This is a genomic window from Neobacillus sp. PS2-9 (genome assembly GCF_030915525.1).
Classification (GTDB): domain Bacteria; phylum Bacillota; class Bacilli; order Bacillales; family Cytobacillaceae; genus Neobacillus.
Map to the genome: position 1 here is coordinate 3679233 of NZ_CP133269.1, position 15734 is coordinate 3694966.

Sequence of the window (15734 nt, forward strand, 5' to 3'; positions counted from 1 at the left end):
TGCTCATTGTTACCCCTTCCACTGTTCAATGACAGTTTCGATTTGCTTGATATACTTCTTTGCTTCTTCTTCACCAATATTGATAATCTCCTCAATATTGGTAAATGCCCGGGAGCTATAGTTTTCTACAGGAGGGCGAATCATGACATCGGCAGTAATCTCCCTGTTTTTGACTATTTCTGATTGCATGATATCAATACTCTGCATAATAACGTCATAAATAGAGGAAATTTCCGCATTACGTTTTACTCTTGATACATCTACAGCAATGACGATATCCGCTCCCATTTCCCTAGCGACAGATACAGGAACGCGATCACTGACACCTCCGTCTACAAGGATTCTTCCATTATTTTTTTCCGGCACAAAAATACCGGGAATAGAAATACTAGCTCTCACCGCATCAGCAACAGGCCCCTTCTGAAAAACGATTTTCTCTCCTGTTAATAAGTCAGTTGCTACAATCCCGATTGGGAGGTTTAAATCTTCTATGTTTTTTCCATGGGTAAAAACCTTTATAAATTCCTTCACCTTTTTCCCGGAGATAAAGCCCATCTTTGGTACCGTAAAATCCAAGAAATATTTTCTCTTAAAGGCAGTGGATAGTTTATATAGCCGTTCCATGTCAATACCTGCCCCATAAAAACTACCAACAAGGGCCCCCATGCTGCTCCCAGCGATTAAATGAATGGGAATTCCAGCATCCTTAAATGCCTTTATGACACCTAAATGAGCAAACCCACGTGCACCACCAGAACCAAGTGCCAACCCTATTTTAGGGTGCTCCATCTTTAGCTACCTCCCATATATAGATGAACATTTCCTTCCATTGTAAAAGATAAATCTCGTTCAATCTTATGGTCTAAATTGACGTTCTATGAGTATATTTGTGTTATATGAGGACAAGTGTTCATATGATTATTAGGAATAATCTCTATTTTAGCATTGATAACATAAATTTGCACAATGTTACCAATCCCCTTGGAAGGAGGTCCCTCCATTGTTTCGGTCAAAGATAAAAACACTTTTTCTTTCTTTATCTGTCACCATTTTAGCAGTATCTCTGATTTCTTATCCACAGGAGTCATTTGATGCTTCGATTCGAGGCCTGAATATGTGGTGGGAAATTGTTTTTCCTTCCCTGCTGCCTTTTTTTATTGTTTCTGAAATGTTAATAGGCTTTGGAGTAGTAAAATTTATTGGGGTGCTATTAGAGCCACTTATGAGGCCGCTTTTTAAGGTTCCAGGAGTCGGAGGATTTGTTTGGGCCATGGGAATGGCTTCTGGATTCCCAGCGGGTGCAAAATTCACCGCAAGACTACGCCAAGAAGGACACTTAACTCAGATTGAAGCAGAAAGGCTTGTTTCCTTTACCAATTCCTCAAATCCACTATTTATCTTTGGAGCGGTCTCGGTTGGATTTTTCTATAATCCTCACTTAGGTGTCATCCTTGCTCTTTCACACTATTTAGGCAATATTTGTGTTGGGCTCCTTATGCGCTTTTATGGAAAGGAATCACCAGAGGTCGCTAGTGAGAAAAGAAAAAAGTTCAAGGTCAGGTCTGCCTTATCTGCACTGCATCAGACTAGATTGAAGGATAATCGCCCAATTGGAAAACTTTTAGGTGATGCTGTTAACTCCTCCATCCAAACCTTATTAATGGTTGGCGGTTTTATCATCTTGTTTTCCGTTATTAATAAACTGCTCTATCATTTACATATTACAGCAACACTGGCGAAAGCTGTTGAGGTAATACTGTCTTCCATCTCCTTTCCAGAAATGCTAAGTATCCCTTTTATTTCTGGTTTATTTGAAATTACTTTAGGAAGTCAATTAACTAGTCAGGTACAGGATGCCACCCTTCTCCAAAAAGCTATGATGACCAGTTTCATCTTAGGTTTTAGCGGATTTAGTGTTCAAGCTCAAGTAGCTAGTATTTTAGCTCAGACAGATATTAGGTTTCAGCCATTTTTTATTGCGAGAATCCTTCAAGGAATATTTGCCAGCTTGTTTGCACTTATATTATGGAAACCCATATATATGCGCTTTAATAGTAATGAACAGCCTTCTAATGCATTACCTGTTAGTTTTTTCGGGCAAGGATCGTGGGCTGATCACTTTTACCATAAAATGATTGAGATTGGCCCCCTCATAACGATTCTTTCACTTATGGTTTATGTCTTACTATTGTTTGCCAGATTAAAAAATCAAAAAAGCTAGGCCATTGCCTAGCTTTCCATTTGTTTGTCAATAAACTTTTTTTGTAATTCTTTTTCAACAATAGGAGGGACAAGTTCTGTAATTTTCCCATTGTACTTAGCAACCTCTTTCACAATACTGGAACTTAAAAAAGAGTATTGGTTGTTGGTCATTATGAAAAAGGTTTCAATATCTTCATCTAACACCCTATTCATTGAGGTTATCTGCATCTCATACTCGAAGTCAGAGACTGCCCGTAATCCCCTAAGTATCGCATTAGCCTTCACACTCTTTGCATAGTCCACAAGTAAACCAGCAAATTCATCGACCATTACGTTAGGCATATCCTTCGTTACCTCTTTGATTAAACTCATTCGCTCTTCAACAGTAAAAAGTGGATTTTTTGCTGAATTATTTAAAACTACCACATATACCTTATCAAAGACTTTGGCTCCTCTACGGATAATGTCTAAATGACCGTATGTAATCGGATCAAAACTCCCTGGACAAACGGCTATACTAGCCAATATGACTCCCCCTTATTCCTCGCTGGTCCGAGAATAAATCGTCACAGCAATCATCCCATATTTTTCATGTTTAATTTGCGTAAGTTGTCCCACTAACTGTGGTAACTCTACGTCAAAGCTGTGTTCACAAACTATAATTCCATTTGTCTTTACAACATTCTGCTGATCCATTTTTTCCATTAAACTTACGAGTTGCTGCTTTTTATAGGGAGGATCTAAAAATATGTAATCAAAGGTAATCTCCCTTTTGATTAGGGCTTTTAACGCTCTCTCTGCATCATTACGGTAAACCTCTGTCTGCTCTTCAAACTTACAGGCCCTAATATTTTCATTTATGACTTGGATTGCTTTCGACTCTCGATCAATGAAAATAACCCTCTCCAAGCCTCTACTAAGTGCTTCCAAGCCTAGTCCACCACTTCCAGCAAATAAATCCAAACCTATTCCACCGTCAAAATAAGGGCCAATCATATTAAATAACGCTTCTTTTACTTTATCGGTTGTAGGCCTTGTTGTATTTCCTGGAACAGCTTTTAAAGGTCTACCTTTACATGTGCCCGAAACGACTCTCACTAACATATCACCACATTTTTCGGAAATAATTTTTCTTTATCCATCCTATCATAATTCACAAAAAGTAGACAATCTGTTGTCACATATCTTTAGATTGTAACAGGTTCACTAGCTAATTTTTGTTTCATATGGAAATTTTTTAAAATAGACGTATAAGCTTAAAGGTTGTGGAAATAATGTTATTAACAACATCAATTCGAGGATGTTGTTGCCAACCGCGGAGAAGACTTACGTTTCCCCATAAGTTCTTCCTCCGGTTTCTCCTCTCCCTTTGCCTTCTATCCTTTAGAGGATGTGGAAGGACCCCGCAGATTATTCTGCGGGGTTTTTTTTGTTTATAGAAAATGGTAAAGTATTAATGAATTTAGCGTTTAAAGGAGAGTTTTCATTGATACAACGTTTTATTGAACTCGGAGAAGGATATTCAGATATTTATGAACTTATTGAGCTTGCTAAAGCCAATCAACATCGGCTTCACCATATGATGGCTCTTCATACTACGATAGATAACAAGGAGTTGACATCCTTAGTGGTTGTGTTAAAACCAACTGATCCAGGCAAGTTTCAACCTTTATACATTTGCCGTGAAGGAATACCAAACCCAAATATTTCACCTAATAAGAGATACTCACTTTTTTCTGAAACTGCTGAGGAACTTGGTAAACAAGTTATCCAACTATCTGTTAAACCATCTACCATCTTTAATGAAAAGGAATTATTCTATCAACACCTAATCGGAATTCTTAGATTGAATCACTACTTAGCCCCTCTACAATAAGAAAAGCGGAAGCGCCTTGGTCAGCCCCGACAGGCAAATGTTCTTCGGCAAGAAAAGTCGCTCTTTGACTTTTATTGCCGAAGGTTATTTGACCCGAGGGGCTAGGCGCTGGAGCTGGACAATTCTCGAAGTCGATTTTTATACTATCTGATTAAGTAAGAAAAGAGGTTGACACTTGAGTCAACCTCTTTTTATATACCCATTTTATAATCATATTCCTTTGCTTTGTCCGGTGCAGAATTCTCATACTCCATTCTTAGGAATGGTTTATAAGATGGCTCTACTTTTTTTACGAATGAAAAAGAATTTAACTTTTCCATGATGCCTTCCATGTCTTCTTGATTACAATACAAGACAACATATTTTAGTTTTTTTGAGACATAATGAACATTTCCAAAGCGACGTAGCATCTTAGCTTGTTTTAAAGAGTATAGCCAAACTACTAATCCTTGTCTTTGAACAAACATACTTTTTTCCCCTTCAGCAAAACCATCATTTTAGATAAGTCTAGCATATAGAAAAACAAAAAACCAGCTGAAATATGCTGGTTTACACTCATTAACTACACCCACAGCTACCCCCGCCGCCACAGCCAGCACCGTGATTAGATTCAAAAAATGGATTCCCTGAAGGAACTTTTATATGTTTAGAAACCGCGCCACCTACTAACAAGCTGATTTCATCCAATAGACTTTGCAAATCGGTTTCTGCTAATTTAAACTCAGCTACTAATGGGTCCAAATCCATTTCTCTCTTTACTTCACGGATTTGAGTCATAACCCGTTTATAATCAGGGTGATACTTCCCAAAACGTTGGACTTCTTCGTATAGCTCTTTCAGGCTTACAAAACGGTTAATTTTCCGTTGTGTCTCCTTATTACTTCTCAATTTATATAAACAAATCTGATATTGTTCCACTACATCGGATTCAAGTACCATCCTAGCTAACGCTTCCGCATTTTCTAATAATTCCATTCTTTCTAACGTAGCAAGCATGCGCCCACCTCCAAGGACATTTTACCATGAAAAATGAGAGAATGCGAAAACTTCATTTTATTTAGGGACATTTACCATAAATTCTTTTACCAATCCATAAGGCTCATTATTTAACTTAACAACCTCAAGCCTTACTTTATGCGTCCCTTGAGGTAGTCCTTTAATTATAAATGCAGCAGTCGTTACCTCTCTATTTCGTTTGCCATCAATCCAGATAACCATTTTCCCAATTTTTTGACTTGACTGGTTCGATTCTCTAAAGCTGATCCCAGTGACAATACATTCAACCAATACATCTTTCCCCTTCGTTTCGTGCTGTACCATTAATGTAGGTATTTCTTGTGCACTTGAATGAAAAATTGTTAGCATTCCTTGTAATAGAAGTAGAAGAACAATAGATGGTATAAACCTTTTCAAACCAATCACTCCTTTTTAGTATTGTTCGCCTCCTTTTTGATTTTTAGTCTATTTCTAAAAATTGCAATAAAAAAAGGCCACATTTTTCCCATGTGGTCCCTGATTAATTTTGGTTTTTCATTGCCTGAAACATAGAATACATCATCGATGCCATTTGCACGCTATTTGAAAACTTTTCTACTTGGTGTGGGATTGTTTTCTTATAATGATGTAACGACGCAATTTCAAGTGATTGTAAGTCATAAGGATTTCTGGATAGTTTTCGGTACCAATAGGGCTGCTCGCGTACAAACTGCTTTAAATCCTTTTGATTTTCTAAATAATCAAGTACCTCTCTTCGCATAATCTAATTCCCTTCTATTAGTCTTTTCGAAATGAAAAAGGATGTTTTGGCCCCTCTGGAGTCTTGACAGGACCTGCTGCTGCATTCGGATTCCCTCCTTGAAACTGTGCAATAACACCTTGAACGGCACCTAGTGCCTGACTTAGATTATTAATATGATTTTGCATTTGGTTTGGGTCCATTTTCTTGACCATTCCCATAATATTTGACATCCAATCTCCCTTAGCACTGCTGCTCTCTGCTTCAGATTCCGAACGTGTTTCTACACCGATGGTTTCCCAACGTTTATCATCTTCACCCAATAAGTACCAATCTTCATACAGTTCTTGCCACGTGGCCTTTCCATTCCGAACTTCCTTAATAATATTTGGATTGTTTTTAACAAATTCTTTGAATTGCAGTACGGAGGGATGTAATTTTTTTTGTGACATTTCTCTCACCTCTGCCCATATATATTGCCAATAATACAATATGTAAGAAAAGTAGAAATGTGAAATGCAAATGGAAATGAAATTATTTATAAATATATATCTTAGTGGTAAGATGACTTAAGAAAAGGCTGTGTTAAAGAACAGTGTTGATTTTTATACCCTGTTGATTGGAGCGGAAGGTTCGAAGACTCCTGTGGGAGTACGGTTCAGGGGAGACCCCGCAGGCGCTTTTCGCCGAGGAGCTCGCCGAAACGCCCACGAACCGCTCGAGCCTGGAGCGGAAATCAACAGGCAATTTTAACAGAGACTAAGATAAAGATACGAAAGAGGTAATTATTATGAAAGATTCATTAAAACAATTATTAGATTCTTGTATTGAGAATGGGACACAAACCGACTTAGATGCATTACAACACCTACTTGAAGGTGTTCAAAAAAAAATTATTCAAAACAAAAGCACATTTATTGATGGAATTCTCCATATGGAAAGAACTTTTGATCAAAATACCTGTGAAATTACAATCCCAGTAAATTCTGTCCTTAATAATAATCTAAATATATTGCATGGCGGTATTACAGCAACAGTACTTGACACCGCCATGGGAAGCTTGGCCAATTATTATCTCCCTGAAGGATTCGGCGCCGTCACAAATCAGCTTAATATCCACTACACAGCCCCTGGAATAGGAGACCTGCTACGATGCAAAGCAGAAATTATCCATCAAGGGAGCAAAACCATGGTTATATCTGGGGAAGCATATCGAAGTGACGGCAAAAAAATCGCCCATGCGACAGGAACGTTTTTTATTATAAGTAAATAATTATGGAGGAGGCTGATTAAGAATGGTCACCGCCATTGTAATACCAATCATTTGTCTTTACTTTTATTGGCTTACAAAAAAAGAGATGAAAGAACAAGATAATAATTGGCTTTCAGTTAGTAATATACCCAAGGAATCCATATTAGCTGGTGAAATAAAGAGCATAAATGAGGAAAAACAACGCTTTTATTATCATCGATACATATATGTACAAACACTAAAACTCCAAACAGCAACCAAATTAATTACCGCTAAAAAAAGCACTCCAATAACTAAAAATATTAAGTTAAATTCTTTTGTTGTTGGGGAACACATTCGTATGTTCGGTAAGTGGGAGGGTTCAACCTTTCTATTTAGCCATTATGAAATGGATAAAAAACAAAAAGGTGACCAATAGTCACCTTTTTTATTGTTAAGATCTATTCAACTTTTTTAATAAAGTTCTGTGTATAGTATTTTTGGAATACACCAATTCCAATATGTGAAAAATCTTTGTTTAATAAAGAATCCCGATGTCCTTTACTATTAAGCCATCCTTCCACTACTGCAGGTCCATCTGTGTAATTGGCAGCAATATTTTCGCCAGCTTCTTGATATGCTACTTTAGCTGTTTGTAATCGCTCGGTAAGGTCCCCAAATTTCTTGGACGTATGGGAAAAATCATTGTTTTCGGACATATCCTTACTATGTCCATATGCAACTTCAGCTGTTAGTTCGTCCCATCTTAATGGTTTCAGTTTGTTTCTTTGTCGCAAAACATTAGTAATATCAAAGATCTCTTGCTCCGTTCCGATTTCAATACTCCTCCATGTTTCATCTGAAAGTACAGGTTCTTCGACTAACTCTCCTTGATAAACTAATTCATATGGACGCTGTTTAATGAGTGTTTCAGCATCTAGGAACCGGACACTTGAAAGGTTACCTGTAAATTTGTCTATATAAAGCTGGACATAAATATCGCCCAACTGAACCATTGGTCGAAGATTTAGATCAGTGTCATTGAGCTCAAAACGGTAGGTAGTACCCTCCCAATCCAAATTTATATTTGTATCAATGTATTGAGTATTAAAAATTTCTTCCACTGGCTGACCAATTTCAAAAGGAGCAACATCTAAGTTTTCACCAATTGCAAAAATGGTTACCACTTTATTATTTGCAACACCTACCTGTAGATATCGCTTGTAGTCTTGATTATAGATATACCATTCATATCCGTATAATGATTCATCCTTACGCACTGGTGTTCCAAATTCTTTTTCTAAAATAGAAACATCTTGCCCAATCATTAGAGCTAAACCCTCGTTCGGCATTTCGGACGATGTTTTTTTATTTGACTTTAAATCTGGACTTTGTGGTAAAGATATCTTACTTTCTTGCGTGTGATCTTCCTTTATCAAAACATTATTTCCAGTTTTTTCATTTATATTAACATAAAAACCTATGGATAAAAACACAACTGAGAGTATCAGAATTCTAACAAGCGTTCGCAGAGGTTGTCACCCTCTCTATTCCTTTTTCTATCATTATATGTATAGATAAGATAATTATATCATCTATACCCTGATAAGTAATAGATATTATCGAAAATGTCTGATAAAAGAAGAAAAAACAGGTACAAATAGTACCTGTTTTAGTGAAAAATCCTATTGCGTATATAATAATTTTAATGTTGTATCCCATGCTCAGAAATCTCTGTTAAAGCTTCCTTTGCTTGATCATCCGATAATTCACGAACTGCAAAATCACCAAGTGAAACAATACCAATTAACTTATCGCCTTCTACAACAGGTAAACGGCGAATTTTGTGCTGAGCCATTAACTTGGCAGCCTCTTGGCTTGTAGCTTCAGGAGAGATAGTTATCAGCTCACTACTCATGATATCTTCTACCTTAGTTGACCCCGGATGTTTTTCAGCCACACCTCTAATAACAATATCACGGTCAGTAATCATTCCTACTATCTTTTCTTGATCAACAATAGGAATTGCCCCTACATTAAGTTCTTTCATTTTAAGGGCTACTTCGTACATATTATCTAGTAAGGTACAACACTCAACATTGTCTGTCATAATATCACGAATTTTTTCCATTAATTTTACCCTCCAAGATTTTCAAATATACTTATGACCATATTTTATATTTTCCATTCATGAATGTTTTATTCGATGAATGAATTCATTGCAAGTTGAAACATTTTCAACTATTATTAAAATGAATTATATTTGCTATAACCAATGAGGAAACATAGGGGTAAGGCAAGCGTCATTAGGAGGGATTCATAATGAAATTTGAGAATACGGGAATTGAGAAGTTAAAAGCAGATTTAAACCGTTTAGATGAGGTCATGACTGATTACGGTTTAGTTCGTGCAGGTCAATGGGATTACGAACGTGTTACATACGACCGAAAATTTGAATTAAAAGAAGGTGTGTTTTACCTTCGTGTACAAGGTTATTCAGTTGAAGGTGATGTTGATACTTTTAAAGCAACAATCCAATTGATGACACCTTTACTAGGAAAGCATTATTATCCACATGGTGTTGAGTATGGTGAAGGTGAAAATTTCCCATCCTCCCTTGTAAATCAATGCAAGAAAATTCTTGAGAACATCAACACAGAAATAAGTAAATTCGCATTGTAATTTCTAATAAAAAAGGAAGGACCACGGTCCTTCCTTTTTTATATTGGCTGTGTTAAAGAACAGTGTTGGTTTTTGCACCCTGTTGATTGGAGTGGAAGGCACGAAGACTCCTGTGGGAGTATGGTTCAGGCGAGACCCCGCAGGCGCATGCGCCGAGGAGGCTCGCCGAAACACCCACGGAAAGCGAAGTGCCTGGAGCGGAAATCAACAGGAAAGATTAACAGAGCCTTTATATTAGAAAAAGTCATAGAATGATGATTTGATATGTGGAACCATTTTCTCTAGCTTTTGGACTTCCTCTTCATTTCCCTTTAAATACCCCATCTGATATAGCTCTATTGGCCGTTTATAACCAAAAATGATGGCAGACAGGTCATTAATTGATAACTGGATTCCCCTCCTTGGTGGCTGTACACAATGGCTCCCATTCTTTTCTTTAAATACTTTTATTTGTTCATGACTAATTAAGTAGCTTCCATTATTCCAAGGTGCAAAGGTATCTTCTAAATGGAGAAAAACAGGCTCCGTTCCTGAATGGAACCCAAACTTTCTTAAACATTCTTCTACATCAACAATCCGTGCCATGAAATACGGCTGTAATTCCATACTTACCTTCGGCTGTTGAATAAAGTATGGAAATTGGTCATGGATCGGCAGGGTCAGATACACTTTCTCCACCATAGAATCATGCTGACAAATAAAATTCCAAAGACCTACCCTTGCTTCTTGGTCGAGGCACACCATTTCCTCCACATCCATTTTTCTGTCCTTTACATGATAAAGGATATAACCCTTCGCTTCATTATCTGGATTATAATAGACAGCAATTTGAGAATCGTCATTAAGTACATGATCCTTCCACCAGTCAAAAGAACGAACTAGCATTCCATTAAATTGGTTACAGTACAATTGATAGATATGATTGATATCCTCTGGAAAAGCTTCCTTAGAATATCGGATGATTTTTCCTGGCTGTATTGGCAGTAAAGCTAGATCCTTTTTATCAAGAGTTACTTTTTTATACTCACTTAATATCTCCCATCCAAACTTCCGATAAAAGGAAAAATCAAAAGGATGAAGGAAGGAAACAAGCTGACCGTCAGCGTGCATTTGTTTCAATGCCTCTATCATTAATGAGCGTACATACCCACTTCTCCTGTATTCAGGATAGGTAGCCACACCAGCTACTCCACCCATTTTCCACTCAGCCCCATTCATATAGACCCCAAGGGGAATAATATGTAATTTAGCTGCAAGATTCTCTTTTTCTTTTATTCCTAGGATTTTATGTTTCTTTAACATATCTCTTCTTGCGGAAATTCGTTCATCAGCTATCTTATATTGAAAAGCATACTCTGAGAGTTTTAATGATTCTATAAAATCATCGTCCGTTAGAATCTTAATATCCAATTGATTTCCCCCTTTACACTAAAAACCTACCTTTATTATAAAGTGTTACCGAGGAAAAATGGGAACATTCTGATAAAGAAACATAAAAAAGTGCCTATTGGCACTTTTTTTATTAAAACCCTAGAATAGCTTTAATCATTGAAGTAGTTTCTCCACCATGATAAAAAACATATAGTAAAAGATAAACCGCAACGCCTGTTATTCCAGTAAAGAACCAAATAATACTAGTAACAGGTCCAAGCTTTCGGTGGAGGGCAAGGTTATTTTTATAACCTGTTGTTAAAGAAACAATTCCAAAGACTGCCCCGATGGTTGCTAATGTAATATGAAATACTAAAAACACGGTGTAATAAATTTTAATGTCATCTGGTCCGCCAAAAGAAGTATTCCCTATAAAAATAGTTCTTGAAGCATAAATAATAAAAAAGATTAGTGCAAAAACAGCGGCGAAAAACATTGTTTTTTTATGGGCTTCTATTTTTCTTTGTTTAATTTGCCACCAGCCAATTGCAACCGTTATGGCACTTAAAACAATAAATGAAGTACTAATCGTAGGTAAAATCGGTAAGGAATTCATTTAAAAGTCCTCTCTTTTGTTTATTCTACAATAATAGTAGTGTAACAACCCTTTTATTTCAATCAATTTCCGAATAAAATAAAAAATTCTCGAAAAAAATCCCCCAATTTGTTGGGGGACTATTTAATCGGAGATGGATTTAATGTTTGGTTCATCTCTCGTTCGGATTCTTCCTGATCTTTACGGTACCATTCAAAGAAAACATGACCTAGTATCACACCATAGATGATTTCTTGGATAATCTTCATTAATACTCCGCCAAGTCGTTGATCTTCGATTACTGACATGGAACTAAAAAGTGCAGGACCACTTAAATTTAAGCTAGCAAAATTAGATGCCCCTACACATAAACTCATGACCTGTCCCCATACATGAGGATCAGAATAAGTTGCATAGAGTGAATTATCAGCAAAAATAATAAGTGCACATGCTGGAGTTAACAAGATACCGTCAGCAAAAATATAGCCAACCTTCTTCAACCCACTTAAAGTTTGGTGTTCCGGCATCTGATTTAGTAAAGGCCACCACATGAAAATAGAAACAAGAAATAAAAGAATAGAATAGCCTGCATGAAGCCAGAAATTCTGCATGACATGATCAAATATGATTGGAACATGGTAGAAAGAAAACAAGCCGTTAAATACGACTAAAGCAATTAGTGGCTTCGTTAAGAATCTAAACAAAGAATCAATTTTTTTAACGCTCAATAGCTTTTGCCATACCCAGTTTGGAATACTCAAAATAAATAAAGGGGGTACAACCAGAACTAACACGGCCATCTGCATCATATGGACATAAAACATTAGGTGTGCTAATAAATCCAAGGGTGACCCTTTTATAGCGTAGAGAAGAATCATCGATATTAAGAATAATGACCCTTGTTTTTTGGACAATGGCTCATTCCCTGGAAATAACAATCTATATTTTGTTGTAATGACTAAATAACCTACGGTTAATGCGATTAATATTAATAAAAAGTACGGGCTCCAAAGTGCTTTAAATCCAAATATATCTAATGTAAGCACCGAAATCACCTCAATGTTAATTGAAAGAATTATTGACTATATTATACCCGTGGCAAATAAGTTAAGCAAACCATGAAAACTTTCCATTTTTTCAAAAAAGAAAATCGGCATAAAGCCGATTTTCCTTTTTTTATAGCCCAATTCTTACCACCAAATAATGGTTGTAAAAGTTAGAATTGTTATTGCTCCTACCAACGCTCCAGAGTATAAGAAGAGAGATGGAGCTTCATGTCCTTTATGGCTCATATGCATGAAATAGTATAGTTGGAAAATTACTTGAACAACAGCTAAAAGGATAATAAATGGTACTGTAAACCATGCAGTAAATCCTTTGACAGCTACTGCAGCAAATGCGATTAGAGTTAAGAAAATCATTAGGGTAAAAGATACCACTTGATATCTCATCTCTTCAGTACTTTTCCGACGACGATATTCAATGTCAACTCTTGGGTTTCCTGAATTTAATTGTTGATCTGCCATCAGTTTATCCCACCATTCCCATTAAATATACTACTGTAAAGATAAATACCCAAACAACATCGATAAAATGCCAATATAAGCTAAATACATAGAATTTTGGCGCGTTGTATAGGTCTAAACCACGTTTTCCATTTCGGAACATTAATGTTAGACACCATAATAGACCAAACGCTACGTGGCCACCGTGAAAACCTACAAGCGTATAGAAGGCAGAACCGAATGCACTACTTGTAAACTTATGTCCTTCATGAACATAATGAGAAAACTCGTAAACCTCAAGTCCTAAGAAGCCTGCACCTAATAATGCTGTTAAGCCAAGCCAAACCATCATTTTTTTGAAGGCAAAGTTTTTCATGTGATACATAGCGTATACACTAGTCAATGAACTTGTTAATAACAACATAGTTGCTACAAATGTTAATGGAAGCTCAAATAATTCCTTAGCAAGCGGCTGTCCAGAATCACCGACTTTATCCTTTAACGCTAAATACGTTGCGAAGAGGGAGGCGAATAGAACCGTCTCTCCTCCTAGGAAAAACCAAAAACCTAAAAATTTATTTTTTGCTTCAAGGGTTGCTTTCTCCGGCGCAGCAGGCCATGTTTCATAAGTGTATTTATCTTCAGCGTGCATTATGCCTTCCCCCCCTTATCCTCGTCATCAATTAGCTCTTCCTTGTGAATATGGAAACCATGATCATCTTTAACTGAACGCGTGAACATAGAACCCAATGTTATTAGTAGGCCTAGAATCATTACTGGTAGAGACCATGAAACCTTATCTTGATGGTACAATGCACCAAAAGCAGCAATGAACAAGCCGACAGACATAATAAATGGAATAAAGGATGAATTAGGCATATGGATATCACCAAGCGGCTCGGCAGGAGTCATAGCCTTTTTCCCTTCCATTTTTTCAACCCAAAATGCATCTAAACTACGAACAAGTGGCAACTGTTTAAAGTTATAGAATGGAGGTGGTGACGGAATAGACCATTCAAGTGTTCTTCCATCGCCCCATGGATCATTCCCAACCTTAACATTTTTCACTGATGTCATAATGATGTTAATTAACATAATAATGACACCAAGCCCCATGAATGCTGCTCCAACTGAGCTTACCATGTTTGCTAATTCAAATCCTTGACCTGGAAGGTATGTGAATACACGACGTGGCATTCCCCATAAACCTAAGAAGTGTTGGATAAAGAATGTTAAGTGGAAACCAATAAAGAACAACCAGAAAGTAATTTTTCCTAGGGTCTCATTTAACATTGTTCCAAACATTTTTGGCCAATAAAGATGTGTTCCTGCAAAAATTGCAAAGACAACACCACCTACAATTACATAATGGAAATGTGCTACAACGAAATAAGTATCATGATATTGATAATCCGCGGCTGCAGAAGCAAGCATTACTCCTGTTACCCCACCAGCAAGAAACGATGGTATAAAGGCAAATGCCCAATGCATAGGTGTAGTGAATTTAACACTTCCACCCCACATAGTTAAAAGCCAGTTAAAAATCTTAATCCCAGTAGGGACACCAATTGCCATTGTTGCAACCGCGAAAATAGCATTCGCAACTGGACCTAAACCTGTTGTAAACATATGGTGAGCCCATACCATGAAGCCTAAGAAACCAATTAAAACTGTTGCAAAAACCATGGAGGAATATCCAAACAAGCGTTTTCTTGAGAAGATTGGAATAATTTCCGAGAAAATCCCAAACGCAGGAAGGATCAGAATATATACTTCAGGGTGTCCAAAAATCCAGAAGAGATGCTCCCAAATTACTGTGTTACCGCCGGCTGCCACTTCAAAGAAATTAGCTCCGAACATTCGGTCAAACATCATTAATACAAGACCCACTGTAAGTGGAGGGAATGCAAATAAAATAAGTGCTGAGGTTACAAATGTTGTCCATGTGAACAATGGCATCCTCATATACGTCATTCCTGGTGCACGCATATTAATAATCGTTACCAAGAAATTAATACCACCCATTAATGTTCCAAAACCTGAAATCTGTAAGCCTAAGATATAGAAATCTACTCCATGGCCTTTCGAAGCCATCGCAAGTGATGCATAAGAAGTCCATCCAGCATCAGGAGCTCCACCTAAAAACCATGAAAGATTTAGGAAGATTCCTCCGAAGAAGAATAACCAAAAACTAACTGCATTTACAAATGGAAATGCTACGTCACGTGCTCCAATTTGTAATGGCATAACAGCATTCATAAATGCAAATACAAGCGGCATCGCGGCTAAGAAAATCATTGTTGTTCCGTGCATGGTAATAATTTCATTAAATGCACCTGCACTGACAAAATCATTGTTAGGTACTGCAAGTTGGATACGAATAAAGACAGCTTCAAGTCCGCCTATTAAGAAGAAGAATCCACCTGCAATAAGATATAGGATGGCGATTTTCTTATGGTCAACAGTTGTTAAAAAGTCCCACAAAGTCGCACCAAATCCCTTTTTTTGAGCTAAGGTACTCACAATTTTACCTCCCT

21 protein-coding genes are annotated in these 15734 nt (G+C 37.1%); 5 read left to right on the plus strand and 16 right to left on the minus strand.

The window, feature by feature from the left end; translation table 11 throughout:
* Positions 1-9: 9 nt before the first annotated feature.
* Positions 10-789, minus strand: a complete 780-nt coding sequence (locus tag RCG25_RS18450) for a patatin-like phospholipase family protein (protein ID WP_308080279.1) — start codon at positions 787-789, stop codon at positions 10-12.
* Positions 790-1000: 211 nt separating this feature from the next.
* On the opposite strand from RCG25_RS18450, the gene ylbJ reads away from it, so the two are divergent.
* Positions 1001-2221 (plus strand): sporulation integral membrane protein YlbJ, encoded by a 1221-nt coding sequence (gene ylbJ / locus RCG25_RS18455; RefSeq protein WP_308080280.1) that lies wholly within the window; start codon positions 1001-1003, stop codon positions 2219-2221.
* Between the two features lie 8 nt (positions 2222-2229).
* On the opposite strand, the gene coaD is transcribed toward ylbJ, so the two are convergent.
* Both coaD and rsmD read right to left on the minus strand, forming a co-directional pair.
* The gene (coaD, locus tag RCG25_RS18460; RefSeq protein ID WP_308080281.1) at positions 2230-2727 is read right to left on the minus strand and encodes a pantetheine-phosphate adenylyltransferase; all 498 of its coding nucleotides are present in this window, start codon (positions 2725-2727) and stop codon (positions 2230-2232) included.
* A gap of 12 nt (positions 2728-2739) precedes the next feature.
* Complete coding sequence (gene rsmD / locus RCG25_RS18465; protein WP_308080282.1) at positions 2740-3300, minus strand: 16S rRNA (guanine(966)-N(2))-methyltransferase RsmD; 561 nt, start codon at positions 3298-3300, stop codon at positions 2740-2742.
* A 388-nt stretch (positions 3301-3688) separates the two neighbouring features.
* On the opposite strand from rsmD, the gene RCG25_RS18470 reads away from it, so the two are divergent.
* Positions 3689-4078, plus strand: a complete 390-nt coding sequence (locus RCG25_RS18470; protein WP_308080283.1) for a DUF7147 family protein — start codon at positions 3689-3691, stop codon at positions 4076-4078.
* A 191-nt stretch (positions 4079-4269) separates the two neighbouring features.
* Here the strand turns inward: RCG25_RS18470 and RCG25_RS18475 are convergent, their stop codons facing one another.
* From RCG25_RS18475 to RCG25_RS18495, 5 genes are all read right to left on the minus strand, one after another.
* Positions 4270-4545, minus strand: coding sequence for a YlbG family protein (locus RCG25_RS18475; protein ID WP_308080284.1), 276 nt, complete (start codon positions 4543-4545; stop codon positions 4270-4272).
* A gap of 91 nt (positions 4546-4636) precedes the next feature.
* Positions 4637-5074 (minus strand): YlbF/YmcA family competence regulator, encoded by a 438-nt coding sequence (locus RCG25_RS18480; RefSeq protein ID WP_308080285.1) that lies wholly within the window; start codon positions 5072-5074, stop codon positions 4637-4639.
* Between the two features lie 57 nt (positions 5075-5131).
* Positions 5132-5491 carry a hypothetical protein gene (locus tag RCG25_RS18485; protein WP_308080286.1) on the minus strand — a complete coding sequence of 120 codons (360 nt, stop codon included), beginning with the start codon at positions 5489-5491 and terminating at the stop codon, positions 5132-5134.
* A 103-nt stretch (positions 5492-5594) separates the two neighbouring features.
* Positions 5595-5834 carry a YlbE-like family protein gene (locus RCG25_RS18490; RefSeq protein ID WP_308080287.1) on the minus strand — a complete coding sequence of 80 codons (240 nt, stop codon included), beginning with the start codon at positions 5832-5834 and terminating at the stop codon, positions 5595-5597.
* Positions 5835-5851: 17 nt separating this feature from the next.
* Positions 5852-6265: a YlbD family protein gene (locus RCG25_RS18495; RefSeq protein ID WP_308080288.1), complete on the minus strand. Its 414-nt coding sequence runs from the start codon at positions 6263-6265 to the stop codon at positions 5852-5854.
* Between the two features lie 338 nt (positions 6266-6603).
* Here RCG25_RS18495 and RCG25_RS18500 point away from each other — a divergent pair, with 338 nt between their 5' ends.
* Both RCG25_RS18500 and RCG25_RS18505 read left to right on the plus strand, forming a co-directional pair.
* Positions 6604-7086, plus strand: coding sequence for a PaaI family thioesterase (locus tag RCG25_RS18500; protein WP_308080289.1), 483 nt, complete (start codon positions 6604-6606; stop codon positions 7084-7086).
* Between the two features lie 22 nt (positions 7087-7108).
* Positions 7109-7483, plus strand: coding sequence for a hypothetical protein (locus RCG25_RS18505; RefSeq protein ID WP_308080290.1), 375 nt, complete (start codon positions 7109-7111; stop codon positions 7481-7483).
* Positions 7484-7505: 22 nt separating this feature from the next.
* On the opposite strand, the gene RCG25_RS18510 is transcribed toward RCG25_RS18505, so the two are convergent.
* Complete coding sequence (locus RCG25_RS18510; RefSeq protein ID WP_308080291.1) at positions 7506-8372, minus strand: CAP domain-containing protein; 867 nt, start codon at positions 8370-8372, stop codon at positions 7506-7508.
* Positions 8373-8749: 377 nt separating this feature from the next.
* The gene (locus RCG25_RS18515; protein ID WP_308080292.1) at positions 8750-9175 is read right to left on the minus strand and encodes a CBS domain-containing protein; all 426 of its coding nucleotides are present in this window, start codon (positions 9173-9175) and stop codon (positions 8750-8752) included.
* A gap of 191 nt (positions 9176-9366) precedes the next feature.
* Here RCG25_RS18515 and RCG25_RS18520 point away from each other — a divergent pair, with 191 nt between their 5' ends.
* The gene (locus tag RCG25_RS18520; RefSeq protein ID WP_308080293.1) at positions 9367-9726 is read left to right on the plus strand and encodes a YugN family protein; all 360 of its coding nucleotides are present in this window, start codon (positions 9367-9369) and stop codon (positions 9724-9726) included.
* Positions 9727-9960: 234 nt separating this feature from the next.
* On the opposite strand, the gene eis is transcribed toward RCG25_RS18520, so the two are convergent.
* The 6 genes from eis to ctaD all read right to left on the minus strand — a co-directional run bounded on the left by eis (position 9961) and on the right by ctaD (position 15720).
* On the minus strand, positions 9961-11136 hold the full coding sequence (eis, locus tag RCG25_RS18525) for a GNAT family N-acetyltransferase (protein WP_308080294.1): 1176 nt from the start codon (positions 11134-11136) through the stop codon (positions 9961-9963).
* Positions 11137-11248: 112 nt separating this feature from the next.
* Positions 11249-11713 (minus strand): DUF420 domain-containing protein, encoded by a 465-nt coding sequence (locus RCG25_RS18530; RefSeq protein ID WP_308080295.1) that lies wholly within the window; start codon positions 11711-11713, stop codon positions 11249-11251.
* 119 nt (positions 11714-11832) lie between these two features.
* Positions 11833-12738: a cytochrome c oxidase assembly factor CtaG gene (gene ctaG, locus RCG25_RS18535; protein ID WP_308080296.1), complete on the minus strand. Its 906-nt coding sequence runs from the start codon at positions 12736-12738 to the stop codon at positions 11833-11835.
* Positions 12739-12882: 144 nt separating this feature from the next.
* Positions 12883-13218, minus strand: a complete 336-nt coding sequence (ctaF, locus tag RCG25_RS18540; protein WP_308080297.1) for a cytochrome c oxidase subunit IVB — start codon at positions 13216-13218, stop codon at positions 12883-12885.
* A gap of 4 nt (positions 13219-13222) precedes the next feature.
* Positions 13223-13849, minus strand: a complete 627-nt coding sequence (locus RCG25_RS18545) for a cytochrome (ubi)quinol oxidase subunit III (protein ID WP_308080298.1) — start codon at positions 13847-13849, stop codon at positions 13223-13225.
* Positions 13849-15720, minus strand: coding sequence for a cytochrome c oxidase subunit I (ctaD, locus tag RCG25_RS18550; RefSeq protein WP_308080299.1), 1872 nt, complete (start codon positions 15718-15720; stop codon positions 13849-13851). The genes RCG25_RS18545 and ctaD overlap by 1 nt, the downstream gene beginning before the upstream one ends.
* Positions 15721-15734: the final 14 nt, after the last annotated feature.